Origin of the sequence: Roseiarcus sp. (genome assembly GCF_049514155.1) — a bacterium.
Classification (GTDB): Bacteria; Pseudomonadota; Alphaproteobacteria; order Rhizobiales; family Beijerinckiaceae; genus Roseiarcus.
The window spans coordinates 21,949-45,292 of record NZ_JBEKVH010000009.1; the positions used below are offsets into that span (position 1 = coordinate 21,949).

Consider the following 23,344-nt stretch of genomic DNA (forward strand, 5'->3'; position numbering starts at 1 on the left):
CTCTCGCCTTCCTTACTTCGACGCGCCATTCGCTTGGATCATTCTCTTCAGCCCGCACGGGCCCGTGTTGTAGAAGCTCGAATCCGTGACCTTCAGGGACTCGGCGATGAGCGGCGCGAACTCCATCTGATCGAGAATGTCGCGCCTGAGGTCGACGCCGGGGGCGATCTCGATCAAGGTTGGCCCGTCGCGCCGCAACTCGAACACCGCCCGCTCCGTAACGAAATGGACCTTCTGGCCATTGCGGCGTGACAGTTCTCCATTGAAAGAGATCTGTTGAACCTCTTTGACGAGCTTTTTCTGTCTGCCCTCCTCGACGATGTTTACCTTGCCGTCTGAGAATTCGACCACCGGTCCGCGAGCGGTAAAGGACGAACAGAACAAGACGTGATGGGCGTTCTGGGTGATGTCGATAAGGCCGCCGCAGCCCGTGGGGCGATCGCCGAACTTAGTCGCGTTCACATTGCCGGCCGCATCCATTTCTGCGGCTCCCATGAAGGTGAACGGGACTCCCATGCCGTTGTAGAAGTCGAACTGCGTATCGTGACAGAGAAGCGCATAGGGACTGTGGGCGACTCCGAAGTCGACGCCACCCTCGGGAAGGCCGCCATAGGTCCCGGACTCGACGGTGACCAAGATATCCTGTGAGAGGTCCTCCTCGGCCGCGATCGGGCCGATTACGTCATTCGGGATACCGGTGCCCAGGTTGATTGTGGCGCCAGGGAAGAGTTCACTCATGGCCCGACGGCCGATCACCTTGCGCACCGACAACGGGAGCGGCGCCACGGCCGCCTGTGGCGCGACAAGGTCGCCGCTCAGCGACGGGTCATAGTAGATCGACGACGTCTGCCGATGGTCCAGCTCCGGATCTTCGCACACAACGATGGCGTCGACGAAGACGCCCGGGACCAGCACCTTCTTGGGATGCAGCGAGCCGGCTCGGGCGACGCGCTTGACCTGCGCGATGACCTTGCCGCCGAAGCGCTTGGCCGCAAGCACGGCGCTGATCGCCTCGAGATTCATCGCCTCGTCTTCGAAGCTGATGTTGCCCATCTCGTCGGCGGTCGTGCCGCGGAATATCGTGAAGTCGAGAGGTACAGCCTTGTAGAACAGATACTCTTCGCCGCCGTACGCGATCACGTCGATGATGTCCGGCAACGCTCGGGTGCGAGCATTCATTTTGCCGCCCTCAAGCCGGGGATCGATATACGTGCCGAGCCCGACCTTGCTCATCTTTCCAGGAAGGCCACAGGCCATCGAGCGGTAGAGTTGCGCAAGCTGGCCCTGCGGTATGTTGTAGGCCTCAACTTTCTCCGATGCGATCATTTCCATGATTCGGGGCGCGAGCCCCCAATGGGCGCCGATGATGCGCTTGAGCATGCCTTCGTGGCAGAAATGCTGAATGCCGCGCTCGCGGTTGCACTGTCCGGCCGAGTGAACGAACGTCAGATCTCTGGGGCTTCCCGTCTCAAGAAAGCTGCTCTCCAGCGCCTTGAAGATGCTTTCGGCGACGCCGCACAGCGTCATGCCGACGGAGCTGATCGTGGCTCCGTCGTGGACGAGAGCGGCCGCTTGCGCCGCCGTGATGAAGTTGGCTCGCATGTTATGATACCTGCAGATTCTCGAAAACGGTCGCTATACCCTGGCCGCCACCGATGCACAGGCTGACGACTCCATAGCGGCAACCACGCCGTTTCATTTCGTTCATCAGCTTGACCACGAGGATGGCGCCCGTGGCCCCGATCGGGTGCCCAAGCGCCACGGCGCCGCCGTTGACGTTCACCTTTTCCTGCGGAATTTTGAGGTCGCGTACTACCGCGACGGCCTGCGCCGCAAACGCCTCGTTGATTTCAAACAGGTCGATATCAGCCAGGGTCAGGCCGGCCTTGGCGACGGCCTTCTTGATCGCCATGGCCGGAGCAAAGCCCATGATGTCAGGGTTGTTGCCGATCACCGCCTGGCTCTTGATCGAGAGCAACGGCTTGACGCCAAGGGCGTCGGCCTTTTCCCGGCTCATCAGGACCACGGCGGCGGCGCCATCGTTGATGCCCGACGCATTGGCCGCCGTCACCGAGCCACCCGCCTTGAAGGCCGGCTTCATCTTGCCGATGGCTTCCAAGGTGACGCCGAAGCGCGGATGTTCATCCTGCTGGAACACCTTGGTCTCGCGACCGATCTTGACCTCGACCGGCAGGATCTCATCGACGAACTTGCCGGCCTTGATCGCCGCTTCAGCCTTGCGCTGGCTGGATAAAGCGAACTCGTCCTGGGCCTGCCGCGAAACGTGAAACTGCTCGGCGACATTCTCGGCTGTGATGCCGTTGTGATATGGGCCCAGCGGCCAACTCAGGATCGAGATCACGCCGTCTTCCAGCGTGTCGTTGCCCATCTTGTTGCCGTATCGATGCTTGCGGAGATAATATGGCAGCAAGTCCATATTCTCGGTGCCGCACGCCACCACGATCTCCGCCTCTTCGGTCTGGATCGCCTGCACGGCGCTGTTGACCGCCTGCAGGCCCGACCCACACTGACGGTTCACCGATACAGCGGTGGTCTCGAGCGGCAACCCGGCCTTCAGCATGGAGGTCCGAGCGATGAAGCCCCCCTCCGCGATCTGGCCGACACAACCGACGATGACCTCGTCCACCTGGCTGCCTTCGAGGCCGGCGCGCCGCACGGCTTCCTTGATGACCAGACCGCCGAGATCGTCCATGGGTACGTCCTTGAGACTGCCGCCCATCGCGCCGATCGCCGTCCTGACTCCGCTGACGATGACGATTTCTTTTGCAAGCATGGCTGTCCACTCTTTCTTGTCGTTACCCTCGCAGAGCGAAGGTTCAGGTGAAGCTCGAACGGGCCCCCCGACTCAGAGCCGGCGCCGGACGCGCAGACGTTGCGCCGCTTTAGGCGCCGAAGCGCGGCTCCGCGACGCCACGAATGCCGAGATCATGAATGGCGAACAGACTGCCGCGGAGAACCCCGTCGCCGGGGAAACGCGGAAGCGGCGGTTTCGCCATGGAAGTCACATAGAGGATGTCGAGATTGGGGCCGCCGAACATCACGCTCGTCACTTTCTTCACCGGCATCTCGATGACGCGGTCGACTTTCCCGTCCGCCGTGTAGCGCACGATCTGCCCCGCATAGACGAGAACGTTCCAGAGGGCGCCTTCCGCATCCACCGTCGAGCCGTCAGTGCCGCCGCCGCCGCTCATGTCGGCCATCACGAAAGCGCGCCGGTTCGAGACGGATCCGGTATTGATATCGAAGTCGTAAGCCCAGATGTCGCCGGTCCAGGTATCGGAGAAATAGAAGGTCTTGTCGTCCGGGCTGAAGCAGGGACCGTTCGAGCAAGTCATCCCGCTGTCGATCCGGGTGACTGAGAAATCGGGGTCGAGGCGGTAGAGCGCGCCGGACGCATTCTCCTCCATCGTGTCCATGGACCCGGCGAAGAACCGGCCGCGCCGATCGACCTTGCCGTCGTTGATCCGATTGCGCGGCAAGTTTGGCTCCGGATCATGGATCAGCGTGACCTCGCCGGTCTTGAAGTCGAGCGTGTAGAAACCGCGCTCGAGCGAAAGGATCGCTCCCTCGCCATCCTTTCTCAGCGCCATGGAACCGATCTTCTGGGGGACATCCCAGCACCGCAGCTCCCGGCCGTCGGCGGTAGAACGGAACACGCGACCGTCAAAACTGTCAATCCAGTAAAGGCGCTGCTGAACGACATCCCAGAGCGGTCCTTCCCCCAGGGTTGTCTTGACGTCCAGAACTACTTCGATACGCATGATGGTCTCCTATGCAATACGACGTCGTTCAGGGGGCCTCGCACGGCGAGGCCGCGGACTCCTCAGAAGGCGACCTCGTCGCCCCCCTTCAACGAGAGCATGGCGCGCGCGTCGGCGGGAGTTGCGACTTCCAGTCCGAGGCCTTCGATGATCTTTCGCGCCATCGCAACCTGCTCGGCGCTCGAGGTGGCGAGCTTGCCCTTGCCGGCCCAAAGACTGTCTTCCAGTCCAACCCGGACATTGCCTCCAAGGGCCATCGCCTGCGCCGCGATGCGCAGTTGACTCGCTCCGGCGCCGAGTACGGACCAGCGATAGTCCGAGCCGAACAGCCGGTCGGCCGTTCGTTTCATATGCTGGACATCCTCGGGGTGAGTTCCGATTCCACCGAGAATCCCGAACACGCATTGGACGAAATAGGGCGGCTTAACGAGACCCCGGCCGACAAAATGCGCCAAGTTATAGAGATGAGCGACGTCGTAACACTCGAACTCGAAGCGCGTGCCGTTCCCGTAGCAGGTCTCGAGAATATACTCGATATCCTTGAAGGAGTTGCGGAAGATCAGGTCTTTGGTGGCTTCGAGGTGAGGCTTTTCCCAATCGAACTTGAACGTTTCGTATCGCCTAACCAGCGGGTAGAGCCCGAAGTTGATCGATCCCATGTTGAGCGACGCGAGCTCCGGTCGAAATCTCGCGGCCGCCTGCGCGCGTTCCTCAACCTTCATGTACGGACTACCCCCCGTCGTGATGTTGATCACCGCGTTGGTGCCCTGTTTCACCCGCGGCAGGAAACGGGCGAAAGCTTCCGGCGCCTGGTCCGGCTTACCGGTCTGCGGGTCGCGGGCATGCAAGTGGAGAATCGAGGCCCCCGCTTCCGCCGCCCCGATCGCCGCAGTCGCAATCTCGTCGGGGGTGATCGGTAGATAGCGCGACATGGTCGGGGTGTGGATCGCCCCAGTGACTGCGCAACTGATGATGACTTTTCCGGGAGTGTCCATTGCGATTTGTTCCGTCCTTCAGCGACCGACGTCGCGTTCGGCCTTGCGCTTGTGGCTGCGCAGCGCCATGAGGCGTCGATCCCGCCACAACTGGCGCGCCGCCAAGCCTTCTTCGGGAAGGCTTGCGCGCCGGCTCTGAAGTACCTTCGACAGCACTGGTCCTGCCCAGTCCACGCGCTCTTTCATGCCCTCAAAGAGACCGGCGTACATTGGCTGGTACCGCGCGACATAGTCGGCAACGCCGCCCGGCGCGTTGAGATCGATTGTCTCGAACGGTCCCATGAAGGACCAGCGCAACGCCAGTCCGTCGGCAATGCCCCTGTCCACATCGTCGGCATCGGCATAGCCGTGTGCGACCAGTCGAAATGCTTCTTCCAAAAGCGCGCCCTGCAAGCGATTCATTATGAACCCATCGAGCTCGCGCTTCATCACGAGCGGCGCCTGGCCGACCGAGAGGAGGAAGGCCTTAGCCCGCTCCATCACCGCCTTCGCCGTCCAGGGCGCCGGAACAAGCTCAACAGCGGGGACGAGATAAGGAGGATTGATCGGATGCGCGACAACGCAGCGTTCCCGACCCTCCAATCCCTCCGAGATTGCCGACGGCAGCAACGCCGAACTCGAGCTGGCGAGAATCGCGGCCGGCGCCGCGAGTTTATCGACGCGTCCAAATATCTCGCGTTTGACCTCGAGCCGTTCCGGGCCGCACTCCTGAACCCAGACGGCGCCCTCCAATGCCTGCGGCAGTTCCTCGCACGCCGTGACGCTGGACAGGACGTCCGCAACGGAGCGACCGAATAACAGGTCATTTGCCGCCAGAGTATCTGCGACGGACTCAATGAAAGCAATGGCCCGCTCGGCGGCGCTGGGATCGGTGTCCCATAGCCGCACGTCGCAGCCGCCGCGGGCAAAGGTAATCGCCCAGGCGCGGCCGACGAGGCCGCTGCCGACGATCGCAACAATCGTTCGCGAACTGTCTGACATTCTGTTCTTCGTCCCTGCCGACGTGACGGCCGTCGCACCGTCATTCCGCTGTTGCGCCGCCATCTCAGTTACCTCTGCGCTCGCGAAGCGCAATCACCGCGACGAGAACGACACATCCGAAGAGAATGGCCCGGAAGGCGTAAGGCAGGGTCGTGCCGGCAAGCAGCGTCTGCAGTGCAGTCAGCAGCAGGGCTCCTCCGATCATGCCGAGATAGTGACCGCGTCCGCCGGTAATCAGCGCGCCGCCGACGACCACCACCGCGATCGAGGGCAGCAAATAGTCGTCACCCATTCCCAGGCTGGCCTGACCCGAGAATGCGGTGAGAAGAACGCCGACGATCGCCGCGCAGAGACCAGAAAGGACATAGACGGATATTAGCACCCGCCCCGTCGGCACGCCCGAAAGCCGCGCCGCTTCCAGGCTGTTGCCGACGGCGTAGATGCGGCGCCCGAACGGCGTGCGAACGAGAAGCAGCGTGCCGACGATGATGAAGAACACCAGAAAGGCGACGACCGGCGTCACTCCCGCGACATGGCCCGTCATGAACCACCGCAGCCAGGGCGGACTATAGCCGGCCGGCGTCCCGTTGGAGTAGAGCATCGCGGCGCCTTCCAGAATGCCATTCATGGCCAGCGTCACCACGATCGGCGACAGCCCGAGCATGACGACGCCAATGCCATTGACCAGGCCGACAGCGCTCCCAAGAAGCAGCGCCACAGGCAGCGCATACAACATGGCTGCGTCTGACCCGTGCGCCAGTCCCGCTAGCACAACGCCCGAGAACGCGATGTTCCACGGCAGCGACATGTCGAGGCCGCCGGTCAGGATGACCGCCCCTTGCCCCAGCGCCAGCACCGCGAGGAAGCTCGAAAGGACGAGCAGCGAATTCCAATAGCTGAAGTTGCTGAAGACGTTGCCCAGGACGAACTGCGAGACGACAAGCACAAGCACGAGACAGACATACGCCGGCGCAGAATGACGGATGACCTCCGCGTGTCTTTGCAGGAATGACGGGCTGGGTCCGACGGCGGGCGCAGCCGACGCGCGCCGGGCGGCGAAGGCAAGGCGTCGATCGGTCGGGTCGCGCTGCGAAACCAGAAGCTTGCCCTGGTACGCCCAGACGACGTCGACGGCGTGGCGGACCTGAGCGTACAAAACGGAATCGCGCGACAACGAGCCGAGAAACACCGCCATGAGCAGCACGCAGCCTTCTGCGATCGTTGCGAAGTAGGCCGAGACGTTCAACCCCAGCAGAATGTTGACGATGATCATCAGGATGAAGGCGCCGAACACGCTGCCGACCGGGCTGCCCTTGCCGCCGCCGAGCCGGGTGCCGCCGATGACGACCGCCGCGAAGATCGACAACATCAGCGAGTTGCCGACCAATGGATCGCCTGAACCAATCTGAGCGCTCACGAACACGCCGGCCAATCCATAGACGCCGCCGGCGAGAACGTAGGTGGCGAAAAGCACGCGCGGCGCGCGAATGCCGGTGGTCGCGGCCGCTCCGCTGTCGCTGCCCACCGCGTAGAGGGCGATGCCATAGGGCGTGCGCTTGAGCCAAGCCCAGAGCGCCAGCACCACAACCAACAGCACCACCGGGGCTGGCAGGATGCCCGGAATGGCGTTGCCCATGTAAAAGTTGCCCAGGGAGGGAGCGATGAAGCCACCCGGCTTCTCCATGACGAGCAGCGTTCCGCCTTGGACGATGAACATTGTCGACAGGGTGACCACGATCGGCTGTAGTCCCAAGAAACCGATGAAGAAGCCGTTGAACGCTCCCACGCCCATGCCGACCGCGATGCCGATGGCGGTCCACAACAGAACAGAGGCTTGCGGATCCGCTCCGTTCATCCAGGTGGCAAGCACCGTATTGATCAGAGAGACCACCGCGCCTGCCGAAAGATCGAATCCGCCGGTGAGAATGACCAGCGTCTGACCGACGGCGGCAAGCGCAAGCGGGGTTCCTCCGCTCGCCACGCTTGTCACGTCGAAGTAGGTGAGCGGACTGGGACTGATCCAATCCGTCACCAGGAGGAGCAACGCGAAAATACCGATCGCGACCAGAATCGTCCGACTGCGGCCCAGCGAACGGCCGACGGACCGCCAGGATGCTGAGGATGAGACGACGCTCCGCGCGGCGGCGTTCGATATGCTCATGTCTGCGCGACTCACTGTCCGTACCCAGTTTCACTGACCGAAGAGGCTTCGATGCGTTCCTTCCCAAGCACGGCGCGCATCACGGCCACTTCGTTGATCTCATTCCCCTGCAGGCTCTCCACCACCGCGCCGTCGTAAAGCACCGACACTCTGTCGCAGAGATTGACGAGTTCAGGAATCTCGGTGGAATGAAGAAGCACGGCGCCCCCAGCGTCGGCGAAGTCGCGAATCAGGGCGTAGAGTTCGGATTTCGTGCCGACGTCGATGCCGCGAGTGGGATCAAAGAGCAGAAGGATTCGGCTTTCGGCCATGATCCATTTCGCAACAGCGATCTTCTGTTGGTTGCCGCCCGAGAAGGCGCTGACGCGCGTGAACAGCGCCCGATCCGAGACCCCGACGGCGGAGAATATGGTGCGCGCCGACTCACGCTCGGCCGCCAGGTTCAGCAGCGCCAGGCGGCAAAACCGATTGATGACGGGCAGGCTGACGTTCGTGGTTCCGTCAAGGTTCAGGAAAAGACCCTGCGTCTTGCGATCCTCGGGCAGAAGGCCAATCCCGATGGAGCGATGCAACGCGTCAGCGGGAGAGCTAAGATGAACCGGACGGCCGTCCACCCTCAACTCTCCCGATAGGATCGGCGTCGCGCCGAAGCAGGCCTGAAAGAGCGATACCTGTCCCATTCCCTGAAGCGCGGCGACGCCATGGATCTCGCCCGGTCGAAGAGCGAGGTCGACGTTCTTCAGCTTAGGGCCGGCGCAAAGCCGCCTAACCTCCAGCACGGGCTCGATTCGGGACGTCGAAACGCCGGTCGGTCGCGGTGGGTAGGTTTGCGCGATGGAGCGCCCGATGATCTTCTCGACGATCTCGTCATCGCTGATGGTTTTGACGTCGCCGGTGACGATGTGGCGCCCGTTGCGCAAAATCGTCAGGCGATCACAGAACATGCGCACCTCCTGCATGCGGTGCGTGATGAAAAGCACGGTTGCGCCTTGCGCCTTGACCTGGGCGATCATCTCGCCAAGCCAGGCGACATCGCCCTCCGAAAGCGCCGAGGTCGGCTCGTCAAGCAGAAGGATCTGCGGCTTGCGGTGGAGGGCGCGAGCAATCTCGACTTTCTGGCGGACACCGAGATCGAGATCGCTCGCGAGAGCATGGAGATCGACGCTGAGTCCAATCGCTTCAAAGTGCCGCGTGATGTCGCGCGCGGCCGCCGTCTTGCGAACCATGCCCGAGAATTCGATCGGCGCCCTCGGGATCAGCATGTTCTCCAGGACCGTGAGGTCTGGGATCAATGTCAGTTCCTGGAAGGCCGTCTGAATGCCGATATGTTGTGCATCCCGTGGCGAACGCAACCGAACCGACCGCCCCAGGACGCGAATCGTCCCGCTGTCTGGTTCGATCAGCCCCGACAGCAGCTTCATCGTCGTCGACTTTCCAGCTCCGTTCTCGCCAAGCAGAGCGTGAACGGCGCCGGCGGCTATCGAGAAACTGACGTCGTCGACCGCCTTGGTGGCGCCGAACGCCTTGCAGACGCCATCGATCTCGATGGCTACAGATGACGCCACTGTAGGCATGGCCCTGCTCTCAAAGATCTCACACACGAGGTCGATGTGGCCGTGGCGCGAGCGGCCACGGCCAATCTGACTCAGTATTCGGGACTCAGTTATTCGGGCTGACCGACGAGCGCGGCGTTCAGGCCGATTTCCGGAAGACCCTCATAGAAGATCTGGGCGTACCAGCCGGGATTCGACACGATAGACGGCTTAAAGACGTTGCAGCCGCCCTTCATCTCGGTCCAACTTCCCGTCTCGCAGAGCTTGATGGTTTCGTTCGTCACGTAGACCTGCGGCACGACGGTGTTGTGTGGCACGTCCTTGCCTTCCAGCGCCTGCACGGCAAGTTTGAGCGCCAACGCGCCAGTGAACGGCATTGCAGCGTAGGTGATGCCCTTTACGCCAAGCGGACGATAGGTGCCGTCCATGCCTTCCACCTCGGTGCCCACTGGCAACATCTGGATGCGACTACCGTTCTCGCTCTCGCCGGCGCAAGGCTTCAGCTGGTCCGGCTTGATTCCGGCCTCGATCTGAAGTGACGACAACGTGAAGCAGCCGACCTGGGCCCAGAGCCCATCAATCTGATCCCAATTGCGGGTGGCGAGCAGCTTCGACATCTCAGTGCGTGCGACGGCTTGGCTCCACTGCCCGACTAGCTCGCCAACCACCTTGATGTCCGGATATTTCGCGAAGACTTCCTTGGCGCCCTTGGTGCGCCCGATGTCGACGGAGGTGCCTGGCACGCCCGTCACCATCACGACGTTGCCCTTGCCATGCAACTGATCGACCAGCCACTGGGCGATCTTTCGGCCGGCGTCGACTTGGTCGATTCCAACGTTGTAGGCGCACGGCTCGGTGATGCCCGAGTCATAGGCGAAGATCTTCACGCCCTTGTCGCAGGCATTCTTGACGACCTGGTTCAGCGCCGTCGGAGAAATGGGATAAACGATGATCGCTTGCGCGCCCGCCTGAACCATGGCGTTGATCTGCTGGATCTGGCGCTGAGCGCTGGGCCCCGCCACCTGAACCTGCAGATCCACCTTGTCAACGTAATCCTTGGAAGCGGCAAGCGCCTTGATCATATTTGTAGCTTCGGCCTGCCAGTCATTGCCGATGTAGCTCATCGACAAGTAGATCTTGTACTTTCCGTCGGCTTGCGCAAGACCGCCAAACCCACAGGTAAGTACGGTTGCGAGCGCCAACGATTTCATGACTTTGTTCACTTTAGTCTCCTCCTTCGGCTCACGCCCCGCGGTTTCATTCCGCCGTAGCCGCCACGGTCGCATTTGTGAGACACTTTTGATCAAAGATCAATACCCCCCTTCCAAAAAAAATTGCTCCGTATATAACAGGGCGGACCGGCACGGAAAGCCGACGGAACGGTAAACCGACGGATTTGCACCGAGGGCCGAATGCCAAACCTGAAAGCCTCTGTCGCACCGCTTCGCCGGGAAACGCTGAAGAATGGCGTCTACCAGCAGCTACGTGACTTGATCCTGCAAGGCGGCTTGGTGGCGGGCGAATCGATGACTGTGGCCAGCCTGGCGGATGCGTTCGGCGTCAGCCCGATGCCTGTGCGCGAGGCGTTGACGCGTCTTTCAGCCGCGGAGGCGGTGACCGTCATTTCCGGTCGCACGGTCGGAGTGCCGCCGCTGAGGCGAGAACATTTGGACGACCTCAGGAAGGTCCGCCTGGAGCTTGAACCGGTGGCGGCCGAATGGGCGGTCGAAAACAGGGATTCGAAATTCGTCGAGGAGCTCCGGCAACGCCTTTCTAGACTCGTGGCCAGTGAGGCCGCCGGTAATTCAAAGCTCTATATCAAAGAGAACTACGGTTTTCATATGTGTCTTTACCGGCAGTCGCAATCGCCAACCATGGTTATGATCATAGAAACTCTCTGGCTGCAGGTGAGCCCGTATTTGCATTTGTTACGTGAATCGAGGAACTACGAACTCTCGAACTATTTCCATCGGCAGATATTTGACGCGGTGGCGGAAGGCGATAAGTCTGATTTGCGAACCGCAATCCAAAATGACATTGACAGAGCGTACGAGGCGTTGATTTTGGAGCATGACGTTCTGTCGGGTTACCCGAAAGCCGTCAACGACGACAAAAAAACAATCCGCCGGCGGGGCTATGAACAGGCGCCGAAGGTTGATCCCGCCAATGTAAAGCCGATCAGTAGGTTGCGACGCCGATCGGCGTTCGGGCCCCGGGCCGATTGACAACGGATCGCTTCTGGCCCGACGGCAATCGCGCGCCCGTCAAGACTCGCCTTGCTCTCGTTGCCCCGCCATAGCGCCTGACGAAGCTCTCCAAATTGACCGCACCGCAGCGGTGCATGGAATCGCCGATCGTATGCCACGCACATCGTGGCAGACTCACCTTTGCCGCGGTCCGATATTTGAGCTGGCCAATTTTCGGGAGAAATTCTGAACCCAATCTTGGAGACGCCGCTTCTCGTTTTCAGTTCCCCCTTGGGGGGCTGTCGAGGGAAAACGAATTGCTTGATCGCCATCACGGGCGCAGGCGTCTCGCGGTGTCGGGCATCGTTCGCCGGCCTTGTCAAGCTCGTGCTGGCCGGCCTGTGGAACAGCGGCGCCTGACGGGCGCTACAGGATCACGGCCAGCCCGATCGACACGTGTCGATCATCACAACGACGGGCGAGTCTGCGTGATCGCGACAGTTGCGTCTCGGTTCGGCGCGCCGGCGCTGCGGGAGTTGGCGGGTCGCGCGCCGATCGCGCGAGGGCAAGCGCAGGAAAAATCCCGCCGGCGCTTCCCATGTGCTTCCCAATCGCGATTTTGGGAAACAGGGAAGGGCCGACATTTCAATAAGCCGTCGATTTTAGTGGCGCGCCCGGAGGGATTCGAACCCCCGACCCCCAGATTCGTAGTCTGGTGCTCTATCCAGCTGAGCTACGGGCGCTTGCTTGACGGCGGGAAGGGCTCCCCGCGCGGCAGAGGCGCCCTCTAGCCGGTTTTGGCTGGCCAGACAAGAGCGAAACGGCCGCCGGCAGGGCGGCGGAACTGCACGCGTCTCCATTGCCGACCGTCCGCGGCGTCGGTTCCCCTTGCCTGCGCTGCGCGGCGCGGCTAATGCCGTTGGCGTGCCGCAGCCCCGCCCTATCGCCTTTCTCGACGCCCGGCTGATTGATCCGGATCGCCTCGAGGAATTGCGCGGCGGCGCGCTGATCGTCGACGGCAAGATCGCCGCGCTCGGCCCCGCGGTGAAGCGCGACGCGGTCCCGCCCGAAACGCTGATCATCGAATGCGGCGGCGACGTCGTCGCCCCAGGCCTGATCGACATGCGCGCCTTCATCGGCGAGCCGGGCGCCGAGCATCGCGAGACCATCGCCTCCGCCAGCGCCGCCGCGGCGGCGGGCGGGGTGACGACGCTGGTGGCGCGGCCCGACACCAATCCGCCGGTCGACGATCCCGCGGTGGTCGATTTCATCCTGCGCCGCGCCCGCGCCACCGCCAAGGTGCGCGTGTTGCCGACCGCGGCGCTGACCAAGGGTCTCGGAGGGCGCGAGATCGCCGAGATCGGCCTGCTCGCCGAGGCCGGCGCCGTCGCCTTCTCCGACGGCCCGCTGAGCGTCGTCAATGCGCAGACGATGCGCCGCGCGCTGACCTACGCGCGCGATTTCGGCGCGCTGGTCATCCACACTTGCGAAGACCGCGACCTCGTCGGCGAGGGCGTGATGGCCGAAGGCGAGCGCGCGAGCCGGCTCGGCCTGCCGGGAATTCCGCGCGAAGCCGAGACGGTGGTGCTCGAACGCGACCTGCGCCTCGTCGCGCTGACCGGCGCGCGCTATCACGCGGCGTTGGTCTCCAACCGTCTGTCGCTGGAGGCGATGGCGCGCGCCCGCGCGAGCGGCCTGCAGGCCACCTGCGGCGCGTCGATCAACAACCTCACCCTCAACGAGAACGACGTCGGCGATTACCGCACCTTCCTCAAGCTCAACCCGCCCCTGCGCGGCGAGGACGAGCGCGAGGGTCTGGTCGAGGCCTTGAACGATGGGCTGATCGACGTCGTCGTCTCCGACCACGACCCGCAGGACGTCGAGACCAAGCGCCTGCCGTTCGGCGAAGCCTCGTTCGGAGCGATCGGCGTCGAGACGATGCTGTCGGCGAGCCTGCGCCTCGTCGCCGCCGGTCGCATATCGCTGCCGCGGCTGCTCAGAGCGATGACGACCCGGCCGGCGGAGATCCTCGGTCTGCCGAGCGGCCGGCTCAAGCTCGGCGCGCCGGCCGACCTTGTCCGTTTCGATCCCGAGGCGCCCTATGTGCTCGATCCGGCGACGCTGCACTCGCACTGCCGCAATACGCCCTTCGACGAGGCGCGGCTCGACGGCAAGGTCAAGATGACGCTGGTTGCCGGACGCGTCGCGCACGAATAGGCTCTCGCCCGCTTCTCGTGGTTTTGCCCGGCGCCTTGCGCATGACGCTGTCCCTCGCCGATCTTTACGCCCTCATCCTCGGCTACCTGTTCGGCTCGATTCCTTTCGGTCTGATCCTGACGCGCTTCGCCGGCGCCGGGGATTTGCGCGCGATCGGCTCGGGCAACATCGGCGCGACCAACGTGCTGCGCACCGGCCGCAAGGACCTCGCCGCCGCGACCCTTGTCCTCGACGCGCTGAAGGCGACGGCGGCGACGGTCGCGGCGTACAATCTGTTTGGCGAGCCGACCATGCTCGCCGGCGCCGCAGGCGCCTTCTTCGGCCATCTCTATCCGGTCTGGCTGCGCTTCCGAGGCGGCAAGGGCGTCGCCACGTTCCTTGGCGGCTCGATCTTCATTTGTTGGCAAGCCGCGCTCGGATTTGCGGTCGTCTGGCTGGCCGTCGCGGCAATGACCCGCTACTCGTCGGCCGCAGCGCTGGCGGCGAGTGCGGCGACCCCAGCCGTGATGCTCGCGTTTGGCTATCAACCAGCCGCAATCGTCTTCGCCCTGCTGGCGGCGCTGCTGTGGGTTCGCCACAGCGCCAACATCGCGCGGCTGCTGGCGGGAACCGAGACCAAGATCGGCAAGAAAGGGTGACCATGGCCGCGCGGCTGGTCGAGACGCGTCTCAGCGACGACGAACGTTTCGACTGGCTGCGGCTGATCCGCAGCGAAAACGTCGGCCCGCGCACCTTCCGCGCGCTGCTCGACCGCTGCGGCGGCGCGGCGGCGGCGATCGCCGCCCTGCCCGATCTCGCGCGGCGCGGCGGCGCCGGCCGGCCGATCCGCGTCGCCGGCGTCGACGAGATCGAGCGCGAGATCGAAGAGTCGCTGAGGCTCGGCGTCCGCTTCATCGCCTATTGCGAACCGGACTATCCGCCCGCGCTGCGACATATCGACGCCGCGCCGCCGCTGCTCGCGTTGCGCGGCCGCGAGGAAGCCTTGCAGCAGCCGTCGGTCGCCATCGTCGGTTCGCGCAACGCTTCGGCCGCCGGCCTTGCCTTCGCCGATCGTCTCGCGCGCGGGCTCGGCCAGGCGGGCTACGTCGTCGTCTCCGGCCTGGCGCGCGGGATCGACCAGCGCGCCCATGTCGCCGCGCTCGAGACCGGCACCGTCGCCGTGCTCGCCGGCGGCCATTCCAAGCCCTACCCGCCCGAAGCCGCGCCGCTGTTGCCGCGCATCGCCGAAAACGGGGCGATCGTCTCGGAGGCGCCGCTCGCATGGGAGCCGCGCGGGCGCGACTTTCCGCGCCGCAACCGCATCGTCTCCGGCCTCGCGCTCGGCGTGATCATCGTCGAGGCGGCGCGCGGCTCCGGCTCGCTGATCACCGCCCGCCTCGCCGCCGAGCAGGGCCGCGAGGTGCTCGCCGCGCCCGGTTCGCCGCTCGATCCGCGCGCCGAAGGAACCAACGACCTCCTGCGCGACGGCGCGACCCTATGCGCGCGCGTCGAAGACGCGCTCGCCGCGCTCGAGCCGTTGCGCGCGCGCGCTTCCCTCGGCCGCATGGAGGAGCCGCGCCCCAGCGACGATCTGTGGCTCGACGAGCCGGCCGAGGCCGAGGAACCCGCCTCCGCCGAACGGGTCGAAATCGGCGAAATGTCGGTCGGCGCGCGCATCGCCGCCCTGCTCGGCCCTGCGCCGGTGTCGATCGACGACCTCGCGCGCGCGGCGGGCGCCGATGTGCGTTCGGTCCGCGCCGCCCTGATCGAACTCGAACTCGCCGGGCGAATCGAGCATAGCGGCGGCGATCGGGTTGCGCTGCTCACCGGGCGGGAGCGGGATTAGGGCGCCCGACGACATCGGCTGCCCCCGGCGTCGTTGCGCCGACAAACGCCGACGTTCCGAGCGACGCGGCGTCCCCTTGCGCTTTGGCCGCGCCCACAGAGCATGTCGCCGCGCTCGACGATGGTCGTCCGCTTAGCCTGACGGCGCGTCTTCGCTGGCCGCGCCAGCGCCCTCGCGCGACGCCGCCTCGCTTTCGGCGCGCGCCATCGCCAGAAAATAGGCGAGGAGATCGAGACCGGCCGCCGTCGCCATCGATTCGAGCTGCGCCGTCATATCGGCGATATAGAGGGCGACCGCCGGCGCGTCAGCGCCGCCGCTCGTTCGGCTTTCACGCCCCGGCGCGAAAGCCTGTTCTCCGACACGACGCCGCACATCGTGCCGCCGCGTCGCGACGCCGCGATCGCTCATTGTCCGCTCCTCCCGCAAGGAGAGTCCCGATCGGATACTCTCATAGCGTGTATCGCGCCGCAAGGCCTACTCTGTGGCGAAATCCAGCCCTGTAACGCTGACGTCACGCGGGGGGCAGGCGGGCGAGCCCGGCGAGACGGTCGAGCGCCCCCTGCAGGATATAGGCGGCGGCCATCTGGTCGACGACGGCGGCGCGGCGCGCGCGCGAGACGTCGTTGGCGATGAGCGCGCGCTCGACCGCCGCGGTCGACAGGCGCTCGTCCCAAAAGATGACCGGAATCGAATCGAGGCGGGCGAAATTGCGCAGGAACGCGCGCGTCGCCTGAACGCGCGGGCCGGCGCCGCCGTCCATGTTGAGCGGCAAGCCGACGACCAGCGCGAAGGCGTCGAACTCGCGGATGCGCGCGCTCAGCGCTTCGGCGTCCTTGGCGAAGCGGGTCCGTTTCACCACGCCGAGCGGCGTCGCAACGCGCCGTTCGACGTCGGAAAGCGCGAGTCCGATCGTCTTGGTCCCGAGATCGACGCCAATCAGCCGCGCCTTGGCGGGCAGGCGCTCGGCGAGCGCATCAATCGAGAGGGGCGTCGACGACATCGCCGCCTGCGCTAGCACGGCGCGCGCGCGCCGCCAAAGGCCGAATTGCGGCTCGACCGCGCGTTGCCACGCCGAAACACGCGATGTAAGAGGACCATGGCCCGCCTGGGTTCGGCGCGCCTCGTGGAGTTGCGATGCCCGTCGATCTCGCCACCGTCCGCCGCATTGCGCGTCTCGCCCACATCGCCATCAGCGACGCGGAAGCCCCCGCGCTGCAAGGCGAGCTCAACGCGATCCTCACTTTCGTCGAGGCGCTGGAAGCGGTGGACGTGACCGGCGTCGAGCCGATGACCTCGGTCACGCCGATGAAGCTGCCGATGCGCGAGGACGTCGTCACCGACGGCGAGATCGAGCCGCAAGTGCTCGCCAATGCGCCGCTCGCCGAGGACGGCTTCTTCGTCGTCCCCAAGGTCGTCGAATGACGAAGCGCTTCAGCCGCCTCGCCTGCCTGAGATGGAAACCGAATTGTCCGACCTCACCTCCCTGACGCTCGCCGAAGCCCGCGACGGGCTCAAAGCGAAGCGCTTTTCCTCGCGCGAGCTGACGGAAGCCCATCTGCAGGCGATCGCGCGCGCCAAGGGTCTCAACGCCTTCATCGTTCAGACGCCGGAACGGGCGCTGGCGATGGCGAAAGCGAGCGACGCCAAACTCGCCGCCGGCGACGCCGGTCCGCTCGAAGGCCTGCCGATCGGCATCAAGGACCTCTACGCCACCAAGGGCGTCCACACCCAGGCGTGCAGCCACATCCTCGACGGCTTCAAGCCGACTTATGAATCGACGGTCACCGCCCATCTGTGGCGCGACGGCGCGGTGATGCTCGGCAAGCTCAACATGGACGAGTTCGCCATGGGCTCGTCGAACGAGACCTCCTACTACGGCCCGGTCGCCTCGCCCTGGTTGCCGCCCAACTGGAGCGCCGAGAAGGCGCGCGCCGCGCTCGCCGGCGACAAGCGCGGCCTGCTCATACCCGGCGGCTCGTCGGGCGGCTCGGCGGCGGCGGTGGCGGCGCGACTGTGCCTCGCCGCGACGGCGACCGACACCGGCGGCTCGATCCGCCAGCCCGCCGCCGTCACCGGAACGGCGGGGATCAAGCCGACTTACGGCCGCTGTTCGCGCTGGGGCATCGTCGCCTTCGCGTCTTCGCTCGATCAGGCCGGGCCGCTCGCCCGCACCGTGCGCGACTGCGCGATCATGCTCACCTCGATGGCCGGTCACGACCCCAAGGATTCGACCTGCGTCGACCGCCCCGTGCCGAACTACGAAGCGGCGATCGGCGCCTCGATCAAGGGCCTGACGATCGGCATTCCGCGCGAATATCGGCTCGACGGCATGAACCCGGAGATCGAGGCGCTGTGGCGGCGCGGGGCCGAATGGCTCAGCGCGGCGGGGGCGAAGGTCGTCGACGTCTCGCTGCCCAACACGCGCCACGCGCTGCCCGCTTATTACATCGTCGCGCCGGCGGAGGCCTCGAGCAACCTCGCCCGCTACGACGGCGTGCGCTACGGCCTGCGCGAGCCGGGCGCCGACATCCTCGAGCTCTACGAGAACACCCGCGCCAAGGGTTTCGGCGCCGAAGTGCGGCGGCGCCTGATGATCGGCACCTACGTGCTGTCGGCCGGCTACTACGACGCCTATTACGTGCGGGCGCAGAAGATTCGCACGCTGATCAAGCGCGATTTCGAGACCGCGTTCGCCGACGGCGTCGACGCGATCCTGACGCCGGCGACGCCGTCGCCCGCCTTCGGCATCGGCGAGAAGGTCTCGGCCGACCCGGTCGAAATGTACCTCAACGACGTCTTCACCGTGACGGTCAACATGGCCGGCCTGCCGGGGCTCGTCGCCGCGGCGGGCAAGTCGGCCGAAGGCCTGCCGCTCGGCCTGCAGCTGATCGGCCGGCCGTTCGACGAAGAGACCTTGTTCTCGCTCGGCCACGCGATCGAGGAAGCGGCGGGACGCGCGCCCTTCCCCGAGCCGTGGTGGGGCTGAGGCGAGCGGCGCGAGCGGCCGCGGACCGAATCCGAGCGCAGCGAAGACACACGATTGACACTAACACTAACACACACTATACATCTCCCCGTTCCCGCGAATGGGGGAGAGGACGTGTGAGCGCCGTTTCGTCGTCGAAGTACCGACCTTTGACTTTGCATCTGCGGACGCAGCGCGCCAACCGTGTGGCGATGAGTTTCGCCGAGGTCGAGCGCGTACTGAGAACGAAACTGCCGCCCTCTGCGTGCGCGCATCGAGCCTGGTGGAGCAACAACCCGAACAACAACATGATGACCAAGGCTTGGCTCGAGGCCGGCTTCCAGAGCGAGCAGGTCGACCTCGAAGGACGGAAGCTTGTGTTTCGGCGCGTGGCGCCGATTCCGTCGTCTGCGACCTTCGCGGAGAGCCCCCAGTCCAATTTTTCCGCCGCGCCCAAGCTCGGTCTGTTCGGCTGGTTGCGTGGAACCGTGGTCTCGACGGGCGACTTGACCGAACCGGCGGATCCAGACTGGGCGAGGCGCGTCGCCGATGGCTGATCCGCTGTTGCTCGACACGTGCGCCATCATCTGGGTCGCGAACGACGAACCCATCGCCAAGGAAGCGCAAGAGGCGATCACGGCCGCGCTCCTGGCGGACGCTCCGGTTTACGTTTCGCCGATCTCCGCCTGGGAGGTTGGAATGCTGGCGGCGCGGCGGCGCATCAGCTTGCGGATGTCGCCGGACAAATGGTTCGACCGGCTGCTAGGCGCCCCCGGACTTCGCCTGGCGGAGTTGCCGCCGAGCATCCTGATCGCTTCTTCGTTCCTGCCGGGTGACACGCCGACCGACCCGGCTGACCGCATCATCGCAGCGACGGCGCGCGAATACGATCTGCGCGTCGTCACGCGCGACCGACGGCTGCTGGCTTACGCCGAATCCGGGTATTGTCGGGCGCTGGCGTGCTGAGGATCGTGAGAGAGAGGCGGAGATGGCGGAAACCGGTGCGAAGCTGATCAAGGGCGCGACGGGCGAATGGGAGGTCGTCATCGGCCTCGAGGTTCATGCCCAAGTCAACTCGCGCGCCAAGCTCTTCTCCGGCGCCTCGACCGAATTCGGCGGCGCGCCCAACGCCCACGTTTCGCTGGTCGACGCGGCGATGCCGGGCATGCTGCCGGTGATCAACCGCGAATGCGTCGCCCAGGCGGTGCGCACCGGCTTGGCGCTGAAGGCGAAGATCAACCGCCGCTCGATCTTCGACCGCAAGAACTACTTCTACCCCGATCTGCCGCAGGGCTATCAGATCTCGCAGTACAAGAGCCCGATCGTCGGCGAGGGCGAGATCCAGGTCGACCTCACGCCCGAGCATTCGATCCGGGTCGGGGTCGAGCGCCTGCACCTCGAGCAGGACGCCGGCAAGTCGCTGCACGACCAGTCGCCGACGATGAGCTTCGTCGACCTCAATCGCTCCGGCGTGGCGCTGATGGAGATCGTCTCCAAGCCCGACCTGCGCTCGGCCGAGGAGGCCAGGGCCTATGTCGGCAAGCTGCGCAGCGTGCTGCGTTACGTCGGCTCCAGCGACGGCGACATGGAGAAGGGCAACCTGCGCGCCGACGTCAACGTCTCGGTCCGCCGCCCCGGCGAGCCGCTCGGCACCCGCTGCGAGATCAAGAACGTCAACTCGATCCGCTTCATCGGCCAGGCGATCGAAGTCGAAGCGCGCCGTCAGATCGCGGTCATCGAGGATGGCGGCGTCATCGGGCAGGAGACGCGCCTGTTCGATCCCGTCCGCGGCGAGACGCGCTCGATGCGCTCGAAGGAAGAGGCGCACGACTACCGCTATTTCCCCGACCCGGACCTGCTGCCGCTCGAGATCGACCAGGCGTGGATCGACGCGCTCGCCGCCGATCTGCCCGAGCTGCCGGACGCCAAGAAGGCGCGCTTCCTGGCCGCGTATGGGCTCTCCCCCTATGACGCGACCGTGCTCGTCGCCGACCGCGAGACCGCCGATTTCTTCGAGGCGGCGGTCAAGCACGGCGGCGCGGCGCGCGACCCCAAGGCGGTCGCCAACTGGATCATGGGCGACCTGTCGGCCTCCGCAAACGCCCAGAATCTGCCGGTCTCCGAGGCCGGGCTCGGCAGCGCCGCGCTGGCGACGCTGGTCGACCTGATCGGCGAAGGCGTCATCTCCGGCAAGATCGCCAAGGACCTGCTCGTCATGCTGCTCGGGCCCGACAAGGGCGCCGACCCGCGCGCTTTGGTCGAGGCTCGCGGCCTGCGCCAGGTGACCGACGCGGGCGCGATCGAGCGTGCGGTCGAAGCCGTGATCGCCGCCAATCCCGACAAGGCGGAGCAGGCGAAGGGCAAGCCCGGCATGCTCGGCTGGTTCGTCGGCCAAGTGATGAAAGCGACCGGCGGCAAGGCCAATCCGCAGGCTGTCAGCGACGTGTTGAAAACGCGCTTGGGGCTGTGAGAGAGCGCGCTGCGAATCGGTCGCGATGACTGATTCGCGCGAATCGGGTCGCCGCGCGTTCGCGAATCCAACGTGCGTGCGACAAGAATCTGACGCTCGTCACCAAGAAAAATTCGATCGCGATTCGCCTTTCTCGTGCATCATTCTGGAACGCGGCGCCGACGCTTCACGCGCATTCGGCGACGCCGCGCGACGAAGCAAGGCGCGCCCACGACGGCTCGACGCGGCGTGCGCCGCCTCAGCGTCTGTTCTCGGAGATACGCAGAAAACAATGCCACCCACGCAATGCGGCGCATGCGGGCGCAGCGCTCGCGCGCGCGTCGCGGCGGTCTCGCGATGAAGTCGCGACCGGCGTCGACGCTCGCTGCGGCGCGTGTTCGCCGAGCGCCGCACAGAGCGGGCGCCCGTGCGATAATTCGATAGGCACGCGCGATTCGCGTCGTCGCTCGCCGTCGCTTCGCTTGCTCTGCGGAAATTCACAGCTAATTTCTTCAGCGTTCTTCCATCGCGCGCGCGACGTTGCGTGGGCGGGGAGTGATCAAGAGGGACGCAACACTATGGCGAAAGCTGCTAGGAAACCGGCGAAGAAAACCGCCGCGAAGAAAACCGCCCGCAAGGCGACCAGAAAGACCGCCGCCAAGAAGGGCGCGCGCAAGGTCGTCGCCAAGAAGGCCACGCGGAAGGCCGCAGTGAAGAAGGGCGCCCGCAAGGCCGCCAAAAAGGGCGCCCGCAAGGCGACCAAGAAATCCGCCGCGAAGAAGGCCCGCAAGGCCCCAGCAAAACGCAAGAAGGTCATACCGCCTCCGGCGGCCCCGACCGAGACTCCCGTCGCTCCGTGACGCGGTCGCTCTGACGAGCATCGGCTGATCAGATTCGGCGTGCGGCGTTTTCGCCCTGTCTGATCAGCCAGCTCGACCCATAGGCGCCGTCCCGCCATCGGGCGTCGCTGAGGCTTCGCGCCGAAGCGCGGCGATGGCGCATTGTCGATTCCGACCAGAGGCCGCCGCCGTTTGGGCGCCTTGTCGTTTGCCGACTCGAGTCGAGCGGCGCTTTCCTTTTTTTGCTGTCGACGACCGCGCCCTTCTCCCGGGCTTCGTCGTTCGCGCGCCGGCGGATCGGCCGCGGCCCCGCGGCTCTTGCAATGGCCGGGGCCGTCGGGCATATGTCCGCCACAGCGCCCGGCGCTGCCGCGGAGATGTGGCCGAGAGGCTGAAGGCGGCGGTTTGCTAAACCGTTATAGGGTTGTAAAGCCCTATCGAGGGTTCGAATCCCTCCGTCTCCGCCAGCCTGCGCCGAATTCTGATTTTACTTCAATAGCTTAGCCGCGAGGCCCGAGACCGATCCACAGTTCGGTCCACAAGTCGCGCGCCGGCGTCGTGCTCTCTCGCATTCAACTGCCGAACGCGACGCCTTCGTGGAGTGTGGTAGTCTGACAGGCTCTTCGAACCGCGGGGTTTGGCAATGCTAGTGAACGTCGGCGGCAAGGATTATGAAATCTCTGGGCTGGCCTACGGACGCCTGCCCGCTTGGTCGCTAATCAAGAGCGGCGGCGTACAATTGACAGCGGAGGCGTTCGATAGGCTTCCCGACGCCGACAAAGTTGAGCTTGCACGGCACGTCCAAGCCCACATCAACTCCTTGAGCAAACCGCTTCCCCGATAGTCAGAGGCGTTGGGCGGGATCAAGCCCAACTGCTGCCACTGCCGGGATGGCGAAGCTGACGGCCAAGAGGCAATCGACCATGGGAAGCTTGGTCCGACAGACCGGACGTCGGTTGCTCGGAGTTGGCTCGAAGGCTGGTCGCGCGCTCCTTAGGGTTGCTGCACTGGCTGTCCCGCTGCTGATGCTGCTCGCGCAGGCGGCACAATCGCAAAACGGCGCCGATGAGTATCAGGTTGCAAATGACGCAGCCGAGCAGGCGAATAAATGCAGTGGTGAGGCTCTTTTTCGCTATTCGCGCCAGCGCGGTGAGGCCGCCGCCGAAGTTGCCAAGGCCGCGTTCGACGTCTGTGAGGGGGAATGGGAAAGGGAGGCCGAGTTGCGGGCGGCCGCCATCAATCACGATCCCGCCTCAGAAGCGGTCAAGCTCAGACAGATTTGTCGCTTGATGCCGCCGTGCTTAGAAGTCAGGCCATCGGACCTTCTGGCCGCGGCGCGCGCCGCCTTCGTGCACGAGGCCACACCGCAAGTTTTCGAGTGGAGAGACTAC

Annotated in this window: 21 protein-coding genes and 2 tRNA genes; 12 read left to right on the forward strand and 11 right to left on the reverse strand. The window is 65.0% G+C overall.

Annotated elements, in window-relative coordinates; all coding sequences use genetic code 11:
• Window positions 1-12 precede the first annotated feature (12 nt).
• The 8 genes from ABSF49_RS02395 to ABSF49_RS02430 form a co-directional block, all read right to left on the reverse strand.
• Complete coding sequence (locus ABSF49_RS02395; protein ID WP_424111030.1) at window positions 13-1,602, reverse strand: acyl CoA:acetate/3-ketoacid CoA transferase; 1,590 nt, start codon at window positions 1,600-1,602, stop codon at window positions 13-15.
• Window position 1,603: 1 nt separating this feature from the next.
• Window positions 1,604-2,794 (reverse strand): thiolase family protein, encoded by a 1,191-nt coding sequence (locus ABSF49_RS02400; protein ID WP_424111031.1) that lies wholly within the window; start codon window positions 2,792-2,794, stop codon window positions 1,604-1,606.
• A gap of 109 nt (window positions 2,795-2,903) precedes the next feature.
• Window positions 2,904-3,782, reverse strand: a complete 879-nt coding sequence (locus ABSF49_RS02405) for an SMP-30/gluconolactonase/LRE family protein (RefSeq protein WP_424111032.1) — start codon at window positions 3,780-3,782, stop codon at window positions 2,904-2,906.
• 62 nt (window positions 3,783-3,844) lie between these two features.
• Window positions 3,845-4,777: a 3,5-dioxohexanoate:acetyl-CoA acetone transferase gene (gene kce / locus ABSF49_RS02410; protein WP_424111033.1), complete on the reverse strand. Its 933-nt coding sequence runs from the start codon at window positions 4,775-4,777 to the stop codon at window positions 3,845-3,847.
• An 18-nt stretch (window positions 4,778-4,795) separates the two neighbouring features.
• Entirely contained in the window at window positions 4,796-5,758 is a 963-nt protein-coding gene (locus ABSF49_RS02415) for a 3-hydroxyacyl-CoA dehydrogenase (protein ID WP_424111034.1), read from the reverse strand.
• Window positions 5,759-5,822: 64 nt separating this feature from the next.
• Window positions 5,823-7,919, reverse strand: coding sequence for an ABC transporter permease (locus ABSF49_RS02420; protein ID WP_424111035.1), 2,097 nt, complete (start codon window positions 7,917-7,919; stop codon window positions 5,823-5,825).
• 11 nt (window positions 7,920-7,930) lie between these two features.
• Complete coding sequence (locus tag ABSF49_RS02425) at window positions 7,931-9,493, reverse strand: sugar ABC transporter ATP-binding protein (RefSeq protein WP_424111036.1); 1,563 nt, start codon at window positions 9,491-9,493, stop codon at window positions 7,931-7,933.
• A gap of 89 nt (window positions 9,494-9,582) precedes the next feature.
• Window positions 9,583-10,695 carry a sugar ABC transporter substrate-binding protein gene (locus tag ABSF49_RS02430; protein ID WP_424111037.1) on the reverse strand — a complete coding sequence of 371 codons (1,113 nt, stop codon included), beginning with the start codon at window positions 10,693-10,695 and terminating at the stop codon, window positions 9,583-9,585.
• A 189-nt stretch (window positions 10,696-10,884) separates the two neighbouring features.
• Here ABSF49_RS02430 and ABSF49_RS02435 point away from each other — a divergent pair, with 189 nt between their 5' ends.
• Complete coding sequence (locus tag ABSF49_RS02435) at window positions 10,885-11,697, forward strand: GntR family transcriptional regulator (protein ID WP_424111038.1); 813 nt, start codon at window positions 10,885-10,887, stop codon at window positions 11,695-11,697.
• A 627-nt stretch (window positions 11,698-12,324) separates the two neighbouring features.
• Here ABSF49_RS02435 and ABSF49_RS02440 read toward each other — a convergent pair.
• Window positions 12,325-12,401: transfer RNA gene (locus ABSF49_RS02440), tRNA-Arg, on the reverse strand.
• Window positions 12,402-12,582: 181 nt separating this feature from the next.
• Here ABSF49_RS02440 and pyrC point away from each other — a divergent pair.
• Genes pyrC through dprA form a run of 3 tightly spaced genes read left to right on the forward strand, consistent with a single transcriptional unit; the run spans window position 12,583 to window position 15,700 of the window.
• On the forward strand, window positions 12,583-13,875 hold the full coding sequence (pyrC, locus tag ABSF49_RS02445; protein ID WP_424111039.1) for a dihydroorotase: 1,293 nt from the start codon (window positions 12,583-12,585) through the stop codon (window positions 13,873-13,875).
• Between the two features lie 41 nt (window positions 13,876-13,916).
• Window positions 13,917-14,513, forward strand: a complete 597-nt coding sequence (plsY, locus tag ABSF49_RS02450) for a glycerol-3-phosphate 1-O-acyltransferase PlsY (RefSeq protein ID WP_424111040.1) — start codon at window positions 13,917-13,919, stop codon at window positions 14,511-14,513.
• Between the two features lie 2 nt (window positions 14,514-14,515).
• Window positions 14,516-15,700 carry a DNA-processing protein DprA gene (gene dprA / locus ABSF49_RS02455; protein ID WP_424111041.1) on the forward strand — a complete coding sequence of 395 codons (1,185 nt, stop codon included), beginning with the start codon at window positions 14,516-14,518 and terminating at the stop codon, window positions 15,698-15,700.
• A 132-nt stretch (window positions 15,701-15,832) separates the two neighbouring features.
• Here the strand turns inward: dprA and ABSF49_RS02460 are convergent, their stop codons facing one another.
• Window positions 15,833-16,108, reverse strand: coding sequence for a hypothetical protein (locus ABSF49_RS02460; RefSeq protein ID WP_424111042.1), 276 nt, complete (start codon window positions 16,106-16,108; stop codon window positions 15,833-15,835).
• 103 nt (window positions 16,109-16,211) lie between these two features.
• Complete coding sequence (gene ruvX, locus ABSF49_RS02465; protein WP_424111043.1) at window positions 16,212-16,700, reverse strand: Holliday junction resolvase RuvX; 489 nt, start codon at window positions 16,698-16,700, stop codon at window positions 16,212-16,214.
• Window positions 16,701-16,834: 134 nt separating this feature from the next.
• Between ruvX and gatC the strand changes: the two genes are divergently transcribed.
• From gatC to ABSF49_RS02505, 8 genes are all read left to right on the forward strand, one after another.
• Window positions 16,835-17,122 (forward strand): Asp-tRNA(Asn)/Glu-tRNA(Gln) amidotransferase subunit GatC, encoded by a 288-nt coding sequence (gene gatC / locus ABSF49_RS02470; protein ID WP_424111044.1) that lies wholly within the window; start codon window positions 16,835-16,837, stop codon window positions 17,120-17,122.
• A gap of 31 nt (window positions 17,123-17,153) precedes the next feature.
• The gene (gene gatA / locus ABSF49_RS02475) at window positions 17,154-18,686 is read left to right on the forward strand and encodes an Asp-tRNA(Asn)/Glu-tRNA(Gln) amidotransferase subunit GatA (protein ID WP_424111045.1); all 1,533 of its coding nucleotides are present in this window, start codon (window positions 17,154-17,156) and stop codon (window positions 18,684-18,686) included.
• 116 nt (window positions 18,687-18,802) lie between these two features.
• The gene (locus tag ABSF49_RS02480; RefSeq protein ID WP_424111046.1) at window positions 18,803-19,222 is read left to right on the forward strand and encodes a DUF7662 domain-containing protein; all 420 of its coding nucleotides are present in this window, start codon (window positions 18,803-18,805) and stop codon (window positions 19,220-19,222) included.
• Window positions 19,215-19,631, forward strand: a complete 417-nt coding sequence (locus ABSF49_RS02485; protein WP_424111047.1) for a type II toxin-antitoxin system VapC family toxin — start codon at window positions 19,215-19,217, stop codon at window positions 19,629-19,631. Before ABSF49_RS02480 ends, ABSF49_RS02485 begins: the two co-directional genes overlap by 8 nt.
• A gap of 22 nt (window positions 19,632-19,653) precedes the next feature.
• Window positions 19,654-21,135 (forward strand): Asp-tRNA(Asn)/Glu-tRNA(Gln) amidotransferase subunit GatB, encoded by a 1,482-nt coding sequence (gatB, locus tag ABSF49_RS02490; protein WP_424111048.1) that lies wholly within the window; start codon window positions 19,654-19,656, stop codon window positions 21,133-21,135.
• Window positions 21,136-21,692: 557 nt separating this feature from the next.
• Window positions 21,693-21,974, forward strand: coding sequence for a hypothetical protein (locus tag ABSF49_RS02495; protein WP_424111049.1), 282 nt, complete (start codon window positions 21,693-21,695; stop codon window positions 21,972-21,974).
• A 352-nt stretch (window positions 21,975-22,326) separates the two neighbouring features.
• Window positions 22,327-22,420, forward strand: a tRNA-Ser gene (locus ABSF49_RS02500).
• Window positions 22,421-22,978: 558 nt separating this feature from the next.
• On the forward strand, window positions 22,979-23,344 hold a 366-nt coding region (locus tag ABSF49_RS02505), incomplete at its 3' end, for a hypothetical protein (protein ID WP_424111050.1).